15 protein-coding genes are annotated in these 14919 nt (G+C 68.9%); 12 read left to right on the top strand and 3 right to left on the bottom strand.

Translation table 11 applies throughout. The annotated features are described in order from the left end of the window. The first annotated feature begins 44 nt into the window (after window positions 1-44). The 11 genes from pdxS (at window position 45) to EEJ31_RS04010 (ending at window position 10542) form a co-directional block, all read left to right on the top strand. Window positions 45-947, top strand: coding sequence for a pyridoxal 5'-phosphate synthase lyase subunit PdxS (gene pdxS / locus EEJ31_RS04060; protein ID WP_123045014.1), 903 nt, complete (start codon window positions 45-47; stop codon window positions 945-947). 11 nt (window positions 948-958) lie between these two features. Continuing rightward, the gene (gene pdxT / locus EEJ31_RS04055) at window positions 959-1552 is read left to right on the top strand and encodes a pyridoxal 5'-phosphate synthase glutaminase subunit PdxT (protein ID WP_123045055.1); all 594 of its coding nucleotides are present in this window, start codon (window positions 959-961) and stop codon (window positions 1550-1552) included. 46 nt (window positions 1553-1598) lie between these two features. Next, window positions 1599-2363 carry a YebC/PmpR family DNA-binding transcriptional regulator gene (locus EEJ31_RS04050; RefSeq protein WP_123045013.1) on the top strand — a complete coding sequence of 255 codons (765 nt, stop codon included), beginning with the start codon at window positions 1599-1601 and terminating at the stop codon, window positions 2361-2363. Between the two features lie 4 nt (window positions 2364-2367). Continuing rightward, entirely contained in the window at window positions 2368-2970 is a 603-nt protein-coding gene (ruvC, locus tag EEJ31_RS04045) for a crossover junction endodeoxyribonuclease RuvC (protein WP_123045012.1), read from the top strand. Continuing rightward, on the top strand, window positions 2967-3599 hold the full coding sequence (gene ruvA / locus EEJ31_RS04040) for a Holliday junction branch migration protein RuvA (RefSeq protein ID WP_123045011.1): 633 nt from the start codon (window positions 2967-2969) through the stop codon (window positions 3597-3599). The genes ruvC and ruvA overlap by 4 nt, the downstream gene beginning before the upstream one ends. After that, on the top strand, window positions 3596-4630 hold the full coding sequence (gene ruvB / locus EEJ31_RS04035; protein WP_123045010.1) for a Holliday junction branch migration DNA helicase RuvB: 1035 nt from the start codon (window positions 3596-3598) through the stop codon (window positions 4628-4630). The genes ruvA and ruvB overlap by 4 nt, the downstream gene beginning before the upstream one ends. An 84-nt stretch (window positions 4631-4714) precedes the next feature. Next, window positions 4715-5113 carry a preprotein translocase subunit YajC gene (yajC, locus tag EEJ31_RS04030; protein ID WP_233563715.1) on the top strand — a complete coding sequence of 133 codons (399 nt, stop codon included), beginning with the start codon at window positions 4715-4717 and terminating at the stop codon, window positions 5111-5113. 67 nt (window positions 5114-5180) lie between these two features. After that, window positions 5181-6914: a protein translocase subunit SecD gene (gene secD, locus EEJ31_RS04025; RefSeq protein WP_123045008.1), complete on the top strand. Its 1734-nt coding sequence runs from the start codon at window positions 5181-5183 to the stop codon at window positions 6912-6914. After that, window positions 6914-7921 carry a protein translocase subunit SecF gene (secF, locus tag EEJ31_RS04020; RefSeq protein ID WP_123045007.1) on the top strand — a complete coding sequence of 336 codons (1008 nt, stop codon included), beginning with the start codon at window positions 6914-6916 and terminating at the stop codon, window positions 7919-7921. Before secD ends, secF begins: the two co-directional genes overlap by 1 nt. Next, window positions 7918-8235, top strand: a complete 318-nt coding sequence (locus EEJ31_RS04015; RefSeq protein ID WP_123045006.1) for a rhodanese-like domain-containing protein — start codon at window positions 7918-7920, stop codon at window positions 8233-8235. The genes secF and EEJ31_RS04015 overlap by 4 nt, the downstream gene beginning before the upstream one ends. Before the next feature lie 51 nt (window positions 8236-8286). Then, window positions 8287-10542, top strand: coding sequence for a RelA/SpoT family protein (locus tag EEJ31_RS04010; RefSeq protein ID WP_123045005.1), 2256 nt, complete (start codon window positions 8287-8289; stop codon window positions 10540-10542). Window positions 10543-10568: 26 nt separating this feature from the next. Here EEJ31_RS04010 and EEJ31_RS04005 read toward each other — a convergent pair whose 3' ends face one another. The 3 genes from EEJ31_RS04005 to EEJ31_RS03995 all read right to left on the bottom strand — a co-directional run bounded on the left by EEJ31_RS04005 (window position 10569) and on the right by EEJ31_RS03995 (window position 13455). Further along, window positions 10569-11117, bottom strand: coding sequence for a hypothetical protein (locus tag EEJ31_RS04005; protein WP_123045004.1), 549 nt, complete (start codon window positions 11115-11117; stop codon window positions 10569-10571). 179 nt (window positions 11118-11296) lie between these two features. Continuing rightward, window positions 11297-12529, bottom strand: coding sequence for a DUF349 domain-containing protein (locus tag EEJ31_RS04000; RefSeq protein ID WP_233563714.1), 1233 nt, complete (start codon window positions 12527-12529; stop codon window positions 11297-11299). 131 nt (window positions 12530-12660) lie between these two features. Further along, window positions 12661-13455 (bottom strand): peptidylprolyl isomerase, encoded by a 795-nt coding sequence (locus tag EEJ31_RS03995; protein ID WP_123045003.1) that lies wholly within the window; start codon window positions 13453-13455, stop codon window positions 12661-12663. Window positions 13456-13505: 50 nt separating this feature from the next. Between EEJ31_RS03995 and EEJ31_RS03990 the strand changes: the two genes are divergently transcribed. Next, entirely contained in the window at window positions 13506-14861 is a 1356-nt protein-coding gene (locus tag EEJ31_RS03990) for a replication-associated recombination protein A (RefSeq protein WP_123045002.1), read from the top strand. Window positions 14862-14919 lie beyond the last annotated feature (58 nt).

The following is a 14919-nucleotide window of genomic DNA, read 5'->3' as shown; positions in this document are numbered from 1 at the left end:
CCCAGCGGCCGTGGCGCCCCCACGCAAGGAATAGAATCGAAAGTATGACTGACACCACACAGACCTCGCAGTTCGGCTCGAGCCGCGTCAAGCGCGGGCTCGCCGAAATGCTGAAGGGCGGCGTCATCATGGACGTCGTCACCGCCGAGCAGGCCCGCATCGCCGAAGACGCCGGCGCCGTCGCCGTCATGGCCCTCGAGCGTGTCCCCGCCGACATCCGCTCGCAGGGCGGCGTCGCCCGCATGAGCGACCCCGACCTGATCGACAGCATCATCGCCGAGGTGTCCATCCCGGTGATGGCGAAGGCGCGCATCGGGCACTTCGTGGAGGCCCAGGTGCTGCAGTCGCTGGGTGTCGACTACATCGACGAGTCCGAGGTGCTGAGCCCGGCCGACTACGTGAACCACATCGACAAGTGGAACTTCACCGTTCCCTTCGTCTGCGGCGCCACGAACCTGGGCGAGGCGCTCCGCCGCATCAACGAGGGCGCGGCGATGATCCGCTCCAAGGGCGAGGCCGGAACCGGCGACGTCTCGGAGGCGACCAAGCACATCCGCAAGATCAAGGGCGAGATCAACGCACTGTCAGCCATGACCAAAGACGAGCTCTATGTCGCCGCGAAGGAACTGCAGGCGCCGTACGAGCTGGTCGCCGAGATCGCCTCGACCGGCAAACTCCCCGTCGTGCTCTTCACCGCCGGCGGCGTCGCCACCCCCGCCGACGCGGCCATGATGATGCAGCTCGGCGCTGACGGCGTGTTCGTGGGCTCCGGCATCTTCAAGTCCGGCAACCCGGAGCAGCGCGCGAACGCGATCGTGAAGGCCGTGACGTTCTACGACGACCCGAGCGTCGTCGCCGACGTCTCCCGCGGGCTCGGTGAGGCCATGGTTGGCATCAACGTCGCCGACCTCGCCGCGCCGCACCGCCTCGCCGAACGCGGCTGGTGACCGCCCGGTCGATGACGGTCGGCGTCCTCGCCCTGCAGGGCGATTTCCGGGAGCACGCGAACGTGCTGCGATCGCTCGGCGCCGAGACGATCCTGGTGCGCCGCCCGGAGGAGCTCGCCCGTGTCAGCGGGCTGGTGATCCCGGGCGGCGAATCCAGCGTCATGGACAAGCTGTCGCGCGGCTACGGGCTGGCTGAACCGCTGAAGGACGCCGTGCGCGCCGGCATGCCGGTGTTCGGCACGTGCGCCGGGTTGATCATGCTCGCCGACACGATCATCGACGGCATCGCCGGGCAGCAGAGCATCGGGGGACTGGACATCAGCGTGCGCCGCAACGCCTTCGGCTCCCAGGTCGATTCCTTCGAAACGGACCTCGACGTCCCGGCCGTGGCCGACACACCGGTGCACGCGGTCTTCATCCGGGCCCCGATCGTCGAGAGGGTGGGCGAGGCCGCGACCGCCCTCGCATCCGTTGCCGACGGCCGGTGCGTGGCGGTGGAGCAGGGCAACCTGCTGGGAACCTCGTTCCACCCGGAGATCACGGGGGAGTACCGGTTCCATGAGTATTTCCTCGGCAAGGTCGAGGCTGCCGACTACCGGCCCTGATTAGAATGGCTCTGCACCAGAGCCGAACGACACACACGGGAGATTCATGTCCGGGCATTCCAAATGGGCGACCACCAAGCACAAGAAGGCGGTCATCGACCAGCGCCGGGCCAAGTCGTTCGCGAAGCTGATCAAGAACATCGAGGTCGCCGCCAAGATGGGCGGCGCCGACCTCTCCGGCAACCCGACCCTGGTCGACGCCGTGCAGAAGGCCAAGAAGACCTCGGTCCCGAACGACAACATCGACCGTGCCATCAAGCGCGGCGCCGGTCTCACCGGTGAGTCCATCGACTACACGACGATCATGTACGAAGGCTATGCCGCGAACGGCGTCGCCATCATGATCGAGTGCCTCACCGACAACAAGAACCGCGCGGCCGCCGAGGTGCGCACCGCCATGACGCGCAACGGCGGCACCATGGCCGACCCGGGCAGCGTCGCGTACAACTTCCACCGCAAAGGTGTTGTCGTCGTTCCCCAGTCCGACGAACTGACCGAGGATGACGTGCTCGTGGCCGTGCTCGACGCCGGTGCCGAGGAGGTCGTGGGCGACGGTGACGTCTTCGAGGTGTTCACCGACGCCAGCGACCTCGTCGCCGCCCGCACCGCCCTGCAGGACGCCGGGATCGACTACGACTCCGCCGACATCGCCTTCGTCCCGTCGCTCAAGGTGGAGGTCGACGCCGACACCGCCCGCAAGGTGTTCCGCCTGATCGACGCGCTGGAAGACCTCGACGACGTGCAGAACATCTACAGCAACTACGACGTGCCCGCGTCGGTGCAGGCCGAGCTCGAAGCGGATTCGGAATAGCCCGATGACGGTTCGGGTGCTCGGCATCGACCCCGGCCTCACCCGCTGTGGCGTCGGCATCGTCGATGTCGCCGGTAACCGCACCGCCACGCTCGTGCACGTCAGCGTGCTGCGCACCGCCACCGACCTGCCGCTGGAGCAACGGCTGCTGTCGATCAGCCGCGAACTCGAGCTGCTCTTCGACGAGCACCAGCCCGCCTTCGTCGCCCTCGAGCGGGTGTTTGCGCAGCACAACCTCCGCACCGTGATGGGCACCGCGCAGATCAGCGGCGTCGCGCTGCTGCTCGCCGCGCAGCGCGGGCTCCCGGTCAGCTTGCACACGCCCAGCGAGGTGAAGGCCGCCATCACCGGCTACGGTTCGGCCGACAAGAAGCAGGTGGGCACCATGGTGGCCCGAGTGCTCGGCCTGGCCGAGGTGCCTCGCCCCGCCGACGCGGCCGATGCCCTCGCCCTGGCCATCTGCCACGCGTGGCGCACCGGCATCTCCGGCGGCACGCTCCCGACCGCGGGCGCCCGCAGCGGCACGATGACTCCCGCCCAGCAGGCGTGGCTCGCCGCGGAGCGTGGCACGGCAGCGTCGGTGGGGCACCGTAGTCTTAAGCGATGATCTCCTCCGTACGCGGCCTCGTCCTCTCCGCCCTGGGAACGACCGTCGTCGTCGAGGTCGGCGGCGTCGGCTTGACCGTGCAGGTCACCCCCGCGACCGCCCTCTCCGTTCGCGTCGGCCAGGAGGCGCGCCTGGTGACGACCCTGATCGTGCGTGAAGACTCGCTCACCCTGTACGGTTTCGCATCCGCTGAGGAGCTCGCCGTCTTCGACCTCCTTGTGGGCGTCACCGGCGTCGGCCCGAAGTCGGCCCTCGGTGTACTGGCCGTGCTCACCCCCGACCAGGTCGCCCAGGCCGTGAACGCCGACGACGACGGAGTGTTCCGCAAGGTCAGCGGCATCGGTCCGAAGACCGCCAAACTCATCGTGCTCTCGTTGGCCGGCAAGCTCGCCCCGGTGCAGGCCGCGGCCGCGCCGGGCGCCGCCGCTTCCGCCGGCACCGGCACCTCAGCCACCGTGCAGGCGGCGCTCATCGGCCTCGGCTGGTCGGAGAAGGTCGCCGCCGAGGCCGTCGAGCAGACCCTCGCCGACGCAGCGGATGCCGAACTCGCCGTCGCGGCCGTGCTCCGGCTGGCGCTGGCCCGGCTCGGGCCCGCCCGTGCGGGCTCGTCGAAGGGCGGCGCCTCATGACGGCGGATGCCGGCACCCAGCTCACCAACCCGGTGGCGGAGGGCGAGGCCGAGATCGCCTTCGAAGGTGCCCTGCGGCCCCGCACCCTGCGGGAGTTCGTCGGCCAGGAGAAGGTGCGCGGGCAACTGCAGCTCCTGCTCACTGCGGCGACCATGCAACAGCGCACACCTGATCACATCCTGCTGGCCGGCCCGCCCGGGCTCGGCAAGACGACACTCGCGATGATCATCGCCCAGGAGGGCGACCGGCCGCTCCGCATGTCCAGCGGACCCGCCATCCAGCACGCCGGCGACCTGGCCGCCGTGCTCTCGTCGCTCGTTCCCGGCGAAGTGCTGTTCATCGACGAGATCCACCGCATGGCCCGCTCGGCCGAGGAGATGCTCTACCTCGCGATGGAGGACTTCCGCATCGACATCATGGTCGGCAAGGGCGCCGGGGCGACGTCGGTTCCGCTCGACCTGGCGCCGTTCACCCTCGTGGGCGCGACCACCCGTTCCGGCCTGCTGCCCAACCCGCTGCGCGACCGCTTCGGTTTCACCGCGCACCTCGAGTTCTACGCCGAGCACGAGCTGGAGCAGGTGCTCGGCCGAGCGGCGGCGCTGCTCGACCTGCCCATCGACAAGGCCGCGCTGGCGGAGATCGCCGGCCGCTGCCGGGGTACGCCCCGCATCGCCAATCGCCTGTTGCGTCGCGTGCGCGACTACGCGCTGGTGCACGGGCGTGACGCCGACCTCGAGGCGGTGCACGCGGCCCTCGACCTGTACGACGTCGACGGCATCGGGCTCGACCGCCTCGACCGGGAGGTCATGCGCACGGTGCTCACCCGGTTCGGCGGGGGCCCGGTAGGCCTCAACACGCTGGCGGTTTCGGTGGGAGAAGAGTCCGAAACCGTCGAGTCGGTCGTTGAACCGTTCCTGGTGCGGATAGGCTTTCTCACGCGCACACCACGGGGACGTGTGGCCACGCCCGAAGCGTGGCGGCATTTCGGTCTCAGCCATCCACAGGCTGGTCTCACCCTGGATGTCCTATAATTCAAGCTGGCCAGCAACGCCCGGCAACGAGGCCGTTGCACGACGTGCGCCGCAATCGAAAGGCTTTACACTCCCATGGATCCAATGACCCTCGTCATGCTCGCCGTCCTGGCGGTGCTCGTATTCTTCATGTTCCGCAACGGACGCAAGCGCAAGGCGGAGCAGGAAAAGCTGCAGTCCACCATGGTGCCCGGTGCCGACGTGATGACCAACTTCGGACTCTACGGAACCATTGTGTCCATTGATGAGGTCGACAACAAGGTCGCGCTCGAAATTGCTCCGGGCACGGTCGTGCACCTGCACCGGCAGACCGTGGCCCGCGTCATCGAGCCCGTCGTCGAGGAGCCCGTCGTCGCGACCGACGCCGAGCCGGAGTTCCTTGCCCCGGAGCTGAACGAGTCGCACGGCCACCTCGTGGGCGAGCCGGAGTTCGGCCAGCGCCTGGACGAGTCCGACGCCGACCGCAAAAAGGGCGACGCGTAACCCATAGTCCTTACCGTGCCCCCGGTACTGACGCCGGGGGCACGAGCATAGAAAGCTGAGTTCACAGGTGGCAAAACTGTCCCCGGTCAAGAAGGCCTGGCGATCCCTGACCTGGTTGGCGGTGATCATCGTCGGCCTGATCGCACTCAACACCGCCGGGGTGCTCACCGGTGGTGGATCCTGGGCGCCGAAGCTGGCGCTCGACCTCGAGGGCGGAACCCAGATCATCCTGGCGCCCAAGCTCGAGTCGGGGAAGACCGTCTCGCAGGAGCAGCTGAACCAGGCGGTCTCGATCATCCGCCAGCGCATCGACTCGTCGGGCGTCTCCGAAGCGGAGATCAACACGCAGGGCGGGCAGAACATCGTCGTCTCCATCCCCGGCACACCGGATGACGAGACACTCAACCGCATCAAGTCGTCGGCGAAGCTCGAATTCCGGCCGGTGCTGCTCGCCGGGCAGCCGTCCGCCGCGTCCGTCGGCGCCGACGGGAAGACGACACCCGCCCCCTCGGCCACCCCTGACCCGAACCTCCGCAGCACTCCGACCGTGAGCCCCACCAACGCGAGCGACCTCAACTACGTCACGCCGGCGCTGCAGGCGAAATACGACTCCTTCGACTGCTCCACGATCAACAACACCTCGAACGTGGCCCCGGCCGACGAACCCCTCGTCACCTGTGAGACGGACGGCTCCGTCAAGTACCTGCTGGGCCCGGTCGAGGTGAGCGGCGAGCACATCACCGACGCCACCAACGGCCAGCGCCAGACCCAGACCGGCGCCTCCACCGGCGAATGGGTCGTGAACATCGTCTTCGACCAGACCGGCGCCAAGTCGTTCGCCACCGTCACGACGCGCCTCTCCGGTCTTCAGGGAGTGCAGAACCAGTTCGCGATCGTGCTGGACGGGGAGGTCATCTCCGCCCCGCGTACTCTCGCCGTCATCACCGACGGCAAGCCGGAGATCAGCGGCAACTTCACCCAGGAGAGCTCGAAGGTTCTCGCCGACCAGCTGAAGTTCGGTGCCCTCCCGATCAGCTTCACGGTTCAGAGTCAGGACACCATCTCGGCGACGCTCGGCTCGACGCAGCTCGTCAACGGGCTGATCGCGGGCCTCATCGGCCTCATCCTCGTGGTCATCTACTCGCTCCTTCAATACCGATTGCTCGGGCTCGTTACGATCGCGTCGCTTGCGGTGGCTGCCGTGATCACCTACCTGCTGATCACCGTGCTGTCCTGGCGCGAGGGCTACCGCCTCTCCCTTGCCGGCGTCGCCGGCCTCATTGTGGCGATCGGTATCACGGCCGACTCCTTCATCGTGTACTTCGAGCGCGTGCGCGATGAGCTGCGCGACGGCCGCGGGCTGGAGTCATCCGTCGAAGCCGGCTGGAAACGCGCGCTCCGCACGATCCTCGCGTCTGACACGGTCAACTTCCTCGCGGCAGCCGTGCTGTTCATCGTCGCGGTCGGCAACGTCAAGGGCTTCGCCCTCACGCTCGGCCTCACCACGATCGTTGACGTCGCCGTGGTGGCACTGTTCACCCACCCGATGCTGCAGCTGCTGGCCCATGTGCGGTTCTTCAGCGAGGGGCACCGGTTCAGCGGACTCGACCCACGCGCGCTCGGCGCCGCGTACCGGGGTCGGGCCCGGTTCCGTCCCTCCGACGCGATCACGCCCGCCAAGGCGGCATCCGTCAGCCGGGAGGCGGCCAAACGGCAGACCATCGCCGAGCGCAAGGCGGCAGAGCTCGCCTCGACCAGCGCATCGTCGTCCAGTACATCGTCCGAGGGGAAGGACTCCTGATGGCCAGCTTCTCCCAGTTCGGCAACGACCTGCACACCGGTAAGCGTTCGTTCGACATCGTCGGCCTGCGCCGTCGCTGGTACCTGATCGCGGGCATCCTCATTCTCATCGCCGTGATCGGGCCGCTCCTGCGCGGCGGGTTCACGTTCGGCATCGAGTTCACCGGCGGTTCGGAGTTCGTCGTCTCCGACGTCGCCGACCAGCAGCAGGGCAAGGCAACGGATGCGGTGCAGAGCGTCGTCCCCGACGTCGTGCCCAAGATCTCCACGGTCAGTAATACCGGCGTGCGCGTGCAGACCGACCAGCTGACCGGCGAGGAGAACACGCAGGTGCGGAACGCTCTCGCCGCCGCATACGACGTGCCGGTGAGCAAGGTCACGTCCTCCTTCATCGGCCCGTCCTGGGGCAAGGACATCACCGGGCAGGCGCTCCGCGGACTGATCACGTTCCTCGTGCTCGCGGCCGTCGTCATGGCGCTCTACTTCCGCACGTGGAAGATGTCGCTGGCCGCCATGGTGGCGCTGGTGCACGACCTGATCATCACGGCTGGGTTCTACGGCATCACCGGGTTCGAGATCACCCCGGCCGCCGTGATCGGCTTCCTGACGATCCTCGGGTACTCGCTGTACGACACCGTCGTGGTGTTCGACAAGATCCGCGAGAACACGCACGAGGACGAGAGCAGCTCCTCGCGCACCTTCCCCGCCTCCGTGAACCTCGCGGTCAACCAGACGTTGGTGCGCTCGATCAACACCTCGGTCGTCGCCGCGCTCCCGGTCGCCTCGATCCTCTTCATCGGAGCGTTCGTTCTCGGCGCGGGCACCCTCCGGGACATCTCCCTGGCGCTGCTCATCGGCATCCTGGTCGGCACCTACTCGACCATCTTCATCGCCGCGCCGCTCTATGCGCACCTACGTGAGGGTGAGCCGGCGATCAGCAAGCACGACAAGCGTGTCCTCGCGGCGCGCAGCAAGGCCGCCGCGCAGGCGGACGAGGTGACGGTGTGACCGCCATCACCGGTTCCATCGCCGCACCCGACGCCATCGCAGCGGTGGAATCGGGCACCGGATGGCTGCTCGATGTGCGTGAGGACGTGGAGTGGCAGGCGGGCCACGCGCCCGGCGCCCACCACATCCCGATGGGCGAGATCGGCCGCCGCCAGGACGAGCTGCCCGCCGGTGAGACCATCCTGGTCATCTGCCACGTGGGCGGCCGCTCGCGCGTCGTGACCGACGCCCTGCTGGCCGCCGACTACCCGGCCGCCAACGTCGAAGGCGGCATGGACGCCTGGCAGGCCGCCGGCGGCCCGGTCCTTCGCTGACGCAACCGCAACCGGGAAGCGCGATAATGAGTGCGGGAGCGAGGTGACGCAATGACCGAGACGACGCAGGCGCCCTCCGGTGCGTCGCTTCGCCGGCTCGTGCCGCGCATCTTCTCGCGCGCCCAGCCGGTCGGCGCCGTCGAGACGCTCATCCGCACGGCGCGGATGCACCACCCGCGGGCGGACTTGTCGATCATCGAGCGCGCCTACGCGGCGGCCGAGTCGGCCCACCGCGGCCAGAAACGGCGAAGCGGCGAGCCCTACATCACCCACCCGGTAGCCGTCGCCCAGATTCTCGCCGACCTGGGGATCGGCCCGAAGACCCTCGCCGCCGCGCTCCTTCACGACACGGTGGAGGACACCGAGTACACCCTCGACCAGCTGCGCGCCGACTTCGGCGATGAGATCGCGATGCTGGTCGACGGCGTCACGAAGCTCGACAAGGTCAAGTACGGCGACTCCACCCAGGCCGAGACCGTCCGCAAGATGATCGTCGCGATGTCCAAGGACATCCGTGTGCTCATCATCAAGCTCGCCGACCGCCTGCACAACGCGCGCACCTGGGGCTTCGTTCCCGCCGAGTCCGCCGCCCGCAAGGCCACCGAGACGCTGGAGATCTACGCTCCGCTCGCGCATCGGCTCGGAATCCAGGCCATCAAGTGGGAGCTTGAGGACCTCTCGTTCGCGGTGCTCTACCCTAAGCTCTACGCCGAGATCGAGAGCCTCGTCAAGCAGCGCACCCCGCAGCGCGAGGAGTTCGTGCAGCAGGTCGTCGATGCGATCAACGACGATCTGAAGGCGGCACGCATCCGCGGAAAGGTCGCCGGGCGCCCCAAGCAGTACTACTCGATCTACCAGAAGATGGTGGTGCGCGGCCGCGAGTTCGACGAGATCTACGACCTCGTCGGCATCCGCGTGCTCGTGAACTCGGTGCGCGACTGCTACGCGGTGCTTGGCGCGATCCACGCCCGGTGGACGCCGCTGCCCGGCCGGTTCAAGGATTACATCGCCACCCCCAAGTTCAACCTGTACCAGTCTCTGCACACGACGGTGCTCGGTCCCAGCGGCCGCCCGGTGGAGATCCAGATCCGCACGCAGGAGATGCACCAGCGCGCCGAGTTCGGTGTGGCCGCGCACTGGAAGTACAAGGAGCAGACCACCGGGCGCAGTTCCGGGCCCGGCCCGCAGAACGACACCGACATGGCGTGGCTCGCGCACATCTCCGACTGGCAGGCGGAGACCGCCGACCCGGGGGAGTTCCTCGACTCGCTGCGCTACGAGATCGGCGCCAAGGAGGTGTACGTCTTCACCCCCAAGGGCCGCGTGATCGGGCTGCCCGCCGGCGCGACACCCGTCGACTTCGCCTACGCCGTGCACACCGAGGTCGGCCACCGCACGATGGGCTCCAAGGTCAACGGCCGGCTGGTGCCGCTGGAGAGCACCCTGGGCAACGGCGACGTCGTCGAGGTCTTCACCTCCAAGAACCCCGACTCCGGCCCCAGCCAGGACTGGCTGAACTTCGTCAAGAGCCCGCGCGCCCGCAACAAGATCCGGCAGTGGTTCACCAAGGAGCGCCGCGACGAGGCGATCGAACAGGGCCGCGACGCGATCGCCCGGGCGATGCGCAAGCAGAACCTGCCGCTGCAGAAGCTCATGAACCAGGACTCGTTCGCCGAGGTGGCCGCGGTCATGAAGTACGAGGACGTGTCGGCGCTGTACGCGGCCATCGGCGAAGGCCACGTGTCGACGCAGTCGGTGCTCGAGAAGGTCGTCGCGTCGCTGCAGACGGTCGACGACGCCGACGTCCCCGACCTGCCGGTCGCGCCGCGCAGCCGTGCGCAGACCCTTCGCAACAGCGACTCCGGCATCCTCGTGCGCGGCGCGCCCGACATCCTCGTGAAGCTCGCCCGCTGCTGCACCCCGGTGCCCGGCGACAAGATCGTCGGGTTCATCACCCGCGGCGCCGGTGTGTCGGTGCACCAGGCCTCGTGCCACAACGTGCAGAACCTGCTCAAGGAGCCGGAGCGGATGATCGACGTCGAGTGGGCGCCCACATCGAAGAGCGTGTTCCTGGTGCACATCCAGGTCGAGGCCCTCGACCGGTCGGGCCTGCTCTCCGACGTCACGCGGGTGCTCTCGGAGCACCACGTGAACATCCTCTCCGCCACGGTCAACACGTCCAACGACCGGCTCGCCCTCAGCCGGTTCGTGTTCGAGATGGGCGACACGCGCCACCTCGACCGCGTGCTGAACGCCGTGCGCCGCATCGACGCGGTCTACGACGTCTACCGGGTCAGCGACGGCTGAGCACGCGCCGATTCACTCCGCGCCCATCACCGGACCCCGTCCCCCACAGCCCGCAGCCGGGCCGCCGCGCACGTCAGCTGGCGCCCGGAGCGTGGCAGTTCGCCCAGCACCACGGTGGCAGTGAAACCGAAGCGATCAGCGAGGGCGCCCAGGGCGGCCACGACGGCGTCCTCGGCCAGGGTGGCGTCACGGGCGAGGTCCGCCATAGTGCGAAGCGGTGTCGTCGCGCGGATGCCGACGAGCGTCACAACGTCGGCCGGCGGCAGTGTGACCTCCCGCAGCTGGATTCGCGGCGACAGGATCATCTTGACCCGGCAGCGGGCATCAACGCAGTACTGCTGCCGGGCCGGCTCCGGGCACGCGCCGTAGATCCAGGCGGCGGTCATCCGCTCGGCAACCGCGCGTGGCGGTACGAGGAGCGCCGCGGCCAGGGAGCGCGTGGTCGCGTCGTCGATCTCGTCGACCGGGCACCACCCGTCGCCGTTGGCGTACAGCTCCCCGTCGAGGCGGGCGCTGCAGAGCTCGGCGACCGGGAGGTCAGCGGGGGAGAGGACGGGGGCCAGGCGAGGGGTCATGCCGACAGGATGCGCCAGCCTCGGCATCCGCTTGGCGCGCTCGCTCACGTCTGTGGACAACCCACCGAGCGTCGCTCCCTGTGGAGTAATCGCGAGTGCGGCCGTTCGGTCGCCTTTTCGCGCGTGAGGCGGCACTGAGCCCGCACTCGCGCGCGAAGGGACGTGCGCGGCGCTGGCGGCTACTGGCCGATGGCGCGGAGCCACGCCTTCCGGGCCTCGAGCGCCTCGTTCGCTTCCTGGATGGCCGCCTGGTCCTTGGTCGCCTTCGCCGCCTCGAGGTCGGCCTCGAGCTTGGCGATGGCGTCGTGCAGCTGCCCGGCCAGGCCCTCGGTGCGCGCCTTCGTCTCGGGGTTGTTGCGCTTCCAGTGCTCGTCGTCGAGCTTGCGCACGGCGGCTTCGACCTTGCGCAGGCGCTCCTCGACGACCTTCACCTGGTCGCGCGGCACCTTCCCGATGGCATCCCAGCGCCGCTGGATCCCGGTGAGGGCCGTGCGCGCCTTGGTGCGGTCGGTCTCGGTGAGCAGGGCCTCGGCCTCCGTGAGGAGCTCCAGTTTCTGGGTGAGGTTGCCGGAGAACTCCTCGTTCTCCTGGGCGTCGATCTCGGACTTCGCCGCGTACAGCACGTCGCCGGCGGCCTTGAACCGGGCCCACATGGCGTCGTCCTGCTTCTTGCCGGACCGGCCCGCCTTCTTCCAGTCCTCCAGCAGGCCACGGTAAGCGGGAATGCCGGCGACGCCCTGCGGAGCGAGCCCCTCGGCCTTGTCGATGAGTTCCTGCTTGCGGGTGCGCACCTCCTTGTGGGCGCTGTCCAGCTCTGCGAAGAACGCCTTGCGGTGCTGTTCGATGGTGCTGCGGGCGGCGCGGAAGCGCTTCCACAGTTCGTTCGCCTCGCCCTTGGGAATGCGGGGGGCGTCGTGCTGGTGCGCCTGCCACTTCGCGAACAGGCTGTCGAGTGTGGCGCTCGCCTGCTTCCACTGGGTCTTCGAGGGGTCCTCAGCGGCGAGGCGCTCGGCCTCCTCCACGATGGCGGTGCGCTCGGCGACGGCGGCCTCGATGGCCGCCTTCGCCTCGCTGCTCTGCTGCTCGGTGAGTTCGGTGACGGTTCCGCCCAGGGCGGCCAGCCGCTCCTGGAGCGCGGCGAGGTTGCCGACAGCGTTGGCGCCCTGAACGGCGGTGGAGAGGTTCGCCACGGCCTTGGCGATGTCACCGGCCGGGGCGCCGCCCTTGGCGCGCTGCTCGAGCAGGGTCACCTGCCCGTTCAGTTCCACATACTTGCGCTCGAAGTAGGCGAGGGCCTCCGCGGGCGTCGCGTCAGGGTACTGGCCCACCATGCGTTCGCCGTCGGCCTCGCGCACGTAGACGGTTCCGTCCTCGTCTACGCGACCCCATGGTTGCTGTTCTGTGGCAGTCAAGAGTCTCACCTTTGATGTTGTCGGGTTGCGTTACGCTAACGCGCCAGTACCGGCATAAGCCTATTGCACGGCGCGCCGCACGGTCTCCCGATGCTACTGGAGTCGCTCCCCGCCCCGAGCCGCGGCATCGGTCAGTCCAGGCTGATGCCCGTGATCGTGGTCGGCACGGCCGGCTTCCCGTCACTGCCGCCGCCTGCGACGCCCGCGTCGGTGATGTCAGCGGTCAGCTGGTCGAGCCCGTCGGTGACGTGGCCGATGACGGTGTAGCCGCCCGCCGCGTCGGCCGGGATGGTGGTGTCGTCGTAGACGATGAAGAACTGGCTGCCCTGGCTGTAGGCGTTCCCGCCCTGGCGTGCCATGGCGATCGTCCCGGCCGGGTACACCGCGTTCGCCGGGGCGTTCTCAATCGGGCCGTAGCTGTAGCCGGGGCCGCCGGAGCCATCGCCGTTCGGGTCGCCGCACTGCAGCACGAAGAAGCCGCCCGTGGTGAGCCGGTGGCAGCTGAGCCCCTTGTAGAACCCCTTCTTGATGAGGTCGATGGTCGACGAGACCGCCTGCGGGGCCTTCGCGCCGTCGAGCTCGAACCCGAGCTGCACGTCGTTCAGCGTCATCGTCCCGGTCCACGTGCGGCCCTCGGCGAGGGTCGACGCGGGCACGTCGCCCGAATTCTGGCCGGACGCGCTCGGTGTGGGCGTGGCGCTCGGCGTGGGCGTGCCGCTCGGGCTCGGCGCCGCGGTGCCCGGACCGCCGTGGAAGAAGAGCAGCTGGGCAGCGACCGCGAGGACGACGACGATGACGAGGCCCGCTGCGGCGAGGGCGTTGTCGCGCCTGCGCCGCTTCTGCTGGTGCTCGTGCACCGCGCGCCGTGCCTGGTATGCCCGGAGCCGGGCCCGAGCTTCGCGATCGTTCTTGGGGTTCTGCGCCACGTTCTTCCTTTCGGCCAGCTTGAACTCTACGCACAAACTACGCTGGAGGAATGGCGGATCAACCCGGATTGCGACGAGGAGCGACGCCCCTCGCGGTCCGGATGCGTCCTCGGAGCCTGGACGAGGTGGCCGGCCAACGGCACCTGCTGACGCCCGGATCGCCGCTCGTGAGCCTCGCCGGCGACACGACGGGGGAGCGCGGCTCCGTGTCCGTGATCCTCTGGGGCCCGCCCGGCACCGGCAAGACCACCCTCGCCCAGGCGATCGCCCACAGTTCCGGCCGGCGATTCGTCGAGCTCTCCGCGGTCTCGGCCGGCGTCCGCGATGTGCGGCAGGTGATGGAGGAGGCCCGCACGACACGGGACCTGTACGGCATCTCCACCGTGCTGTTCCTCGACGAGATCCACCGCTTCAGCAAGGCCCAGCAGGATGCCCTTCTCCCCGGCGTCGAGAACGGCGTCGTCATCCTCGTGGCGGCCACCACCGAGAACCCGTCGTTCTCGGTGATCTCACCGCTGCTGTCGCGGTCGCTGCTGCTCACCCTCGAGCCGCTCTCCGACGAGGACCTCGGCACCCTCGTCGACCGCGCGGTCAGCGACGAGCGCGGCCTCGCCGGGCGCGTGCAGCTCCGCCCCGACGCCCGGGCCATGATCATCCGCCTGGCCTCGGGCGACGCACGGCGTGCCCTGACGGCGCTGGAAGCGGCATCCGTCTCGGCGATGTCAGCACCCGCCGAGGAGGGCGACGACGAGGGGCAGCCCGCCGAGAAGCCCCTGGTGACCAGCGAGATCGTCGCCACCGCCGTGGACAGGGCCCTGCTCCGGTACGACCGCAACGGCGACGAGCACTACGACGTGATCAGCGCATTCATCAAATCGGTGCGGGGCAGCGACGTGGACGCCTCACTGCATTACCTCGCGCGCATGATCGAAGCGGGGGAGGACCCGCGGTTCATCGCCCGTCGCATCATCGTCCTCGCCTCCGAGGACATCGGCATGGCCGACCCGCAGGCGCTCGTGGTCGCTGTCGCGGCCGCCGACGCCGTGCAGCTGATCGGCATGCCCGAGGGGCGCATCCCGTTGGCGCAGGCCGTGGTTCACCTGGCGACCGCGCCCAAGTCGAACGCCTCGTACCTGGCCCTCGACGCCGCCATCAGCGACGTGCGCGCCGGCAAGGGCGGCCGGGTTCCGAAACACCTGCGCGACGCCCACTATCCCGGGGCGAAGCGACTCGGGCACGGCAAGGGCTACAAATACCCGCACGACGACGCCCTCGGGGTGCTCGAGCAACAGTATCCGCCGACCGAGCTTCGCGAGGTGCGCTACTACGAACCCACCGAGCATGGCAACGAACGCGAGGTCTCGGCCCGGCTCGCGAAACTGCGGCGGATCGTGCGGGGGAGATAGGCCGCTGTGGTAACCTTGCTGGTGCCTACAACGGGTCTTGGCGTGCGGCTGCGTCCAA

It is taken from the genome of Cryobacterium tepidiphilum (genome assembly GCF_003716325.1).
Taxonomy (GTDB): domain Bacteria; phylum Actinomycetota; class Actinomycetes; order Actinomycetales; family Microbacteriaceae; genus Cryobacterium; species Cryobacterium tepidiphilum.
Note: the sequence above shows the minus strand (reverse complement) of the source record. Positions and strands in the feature narration are given on the sequence as shown.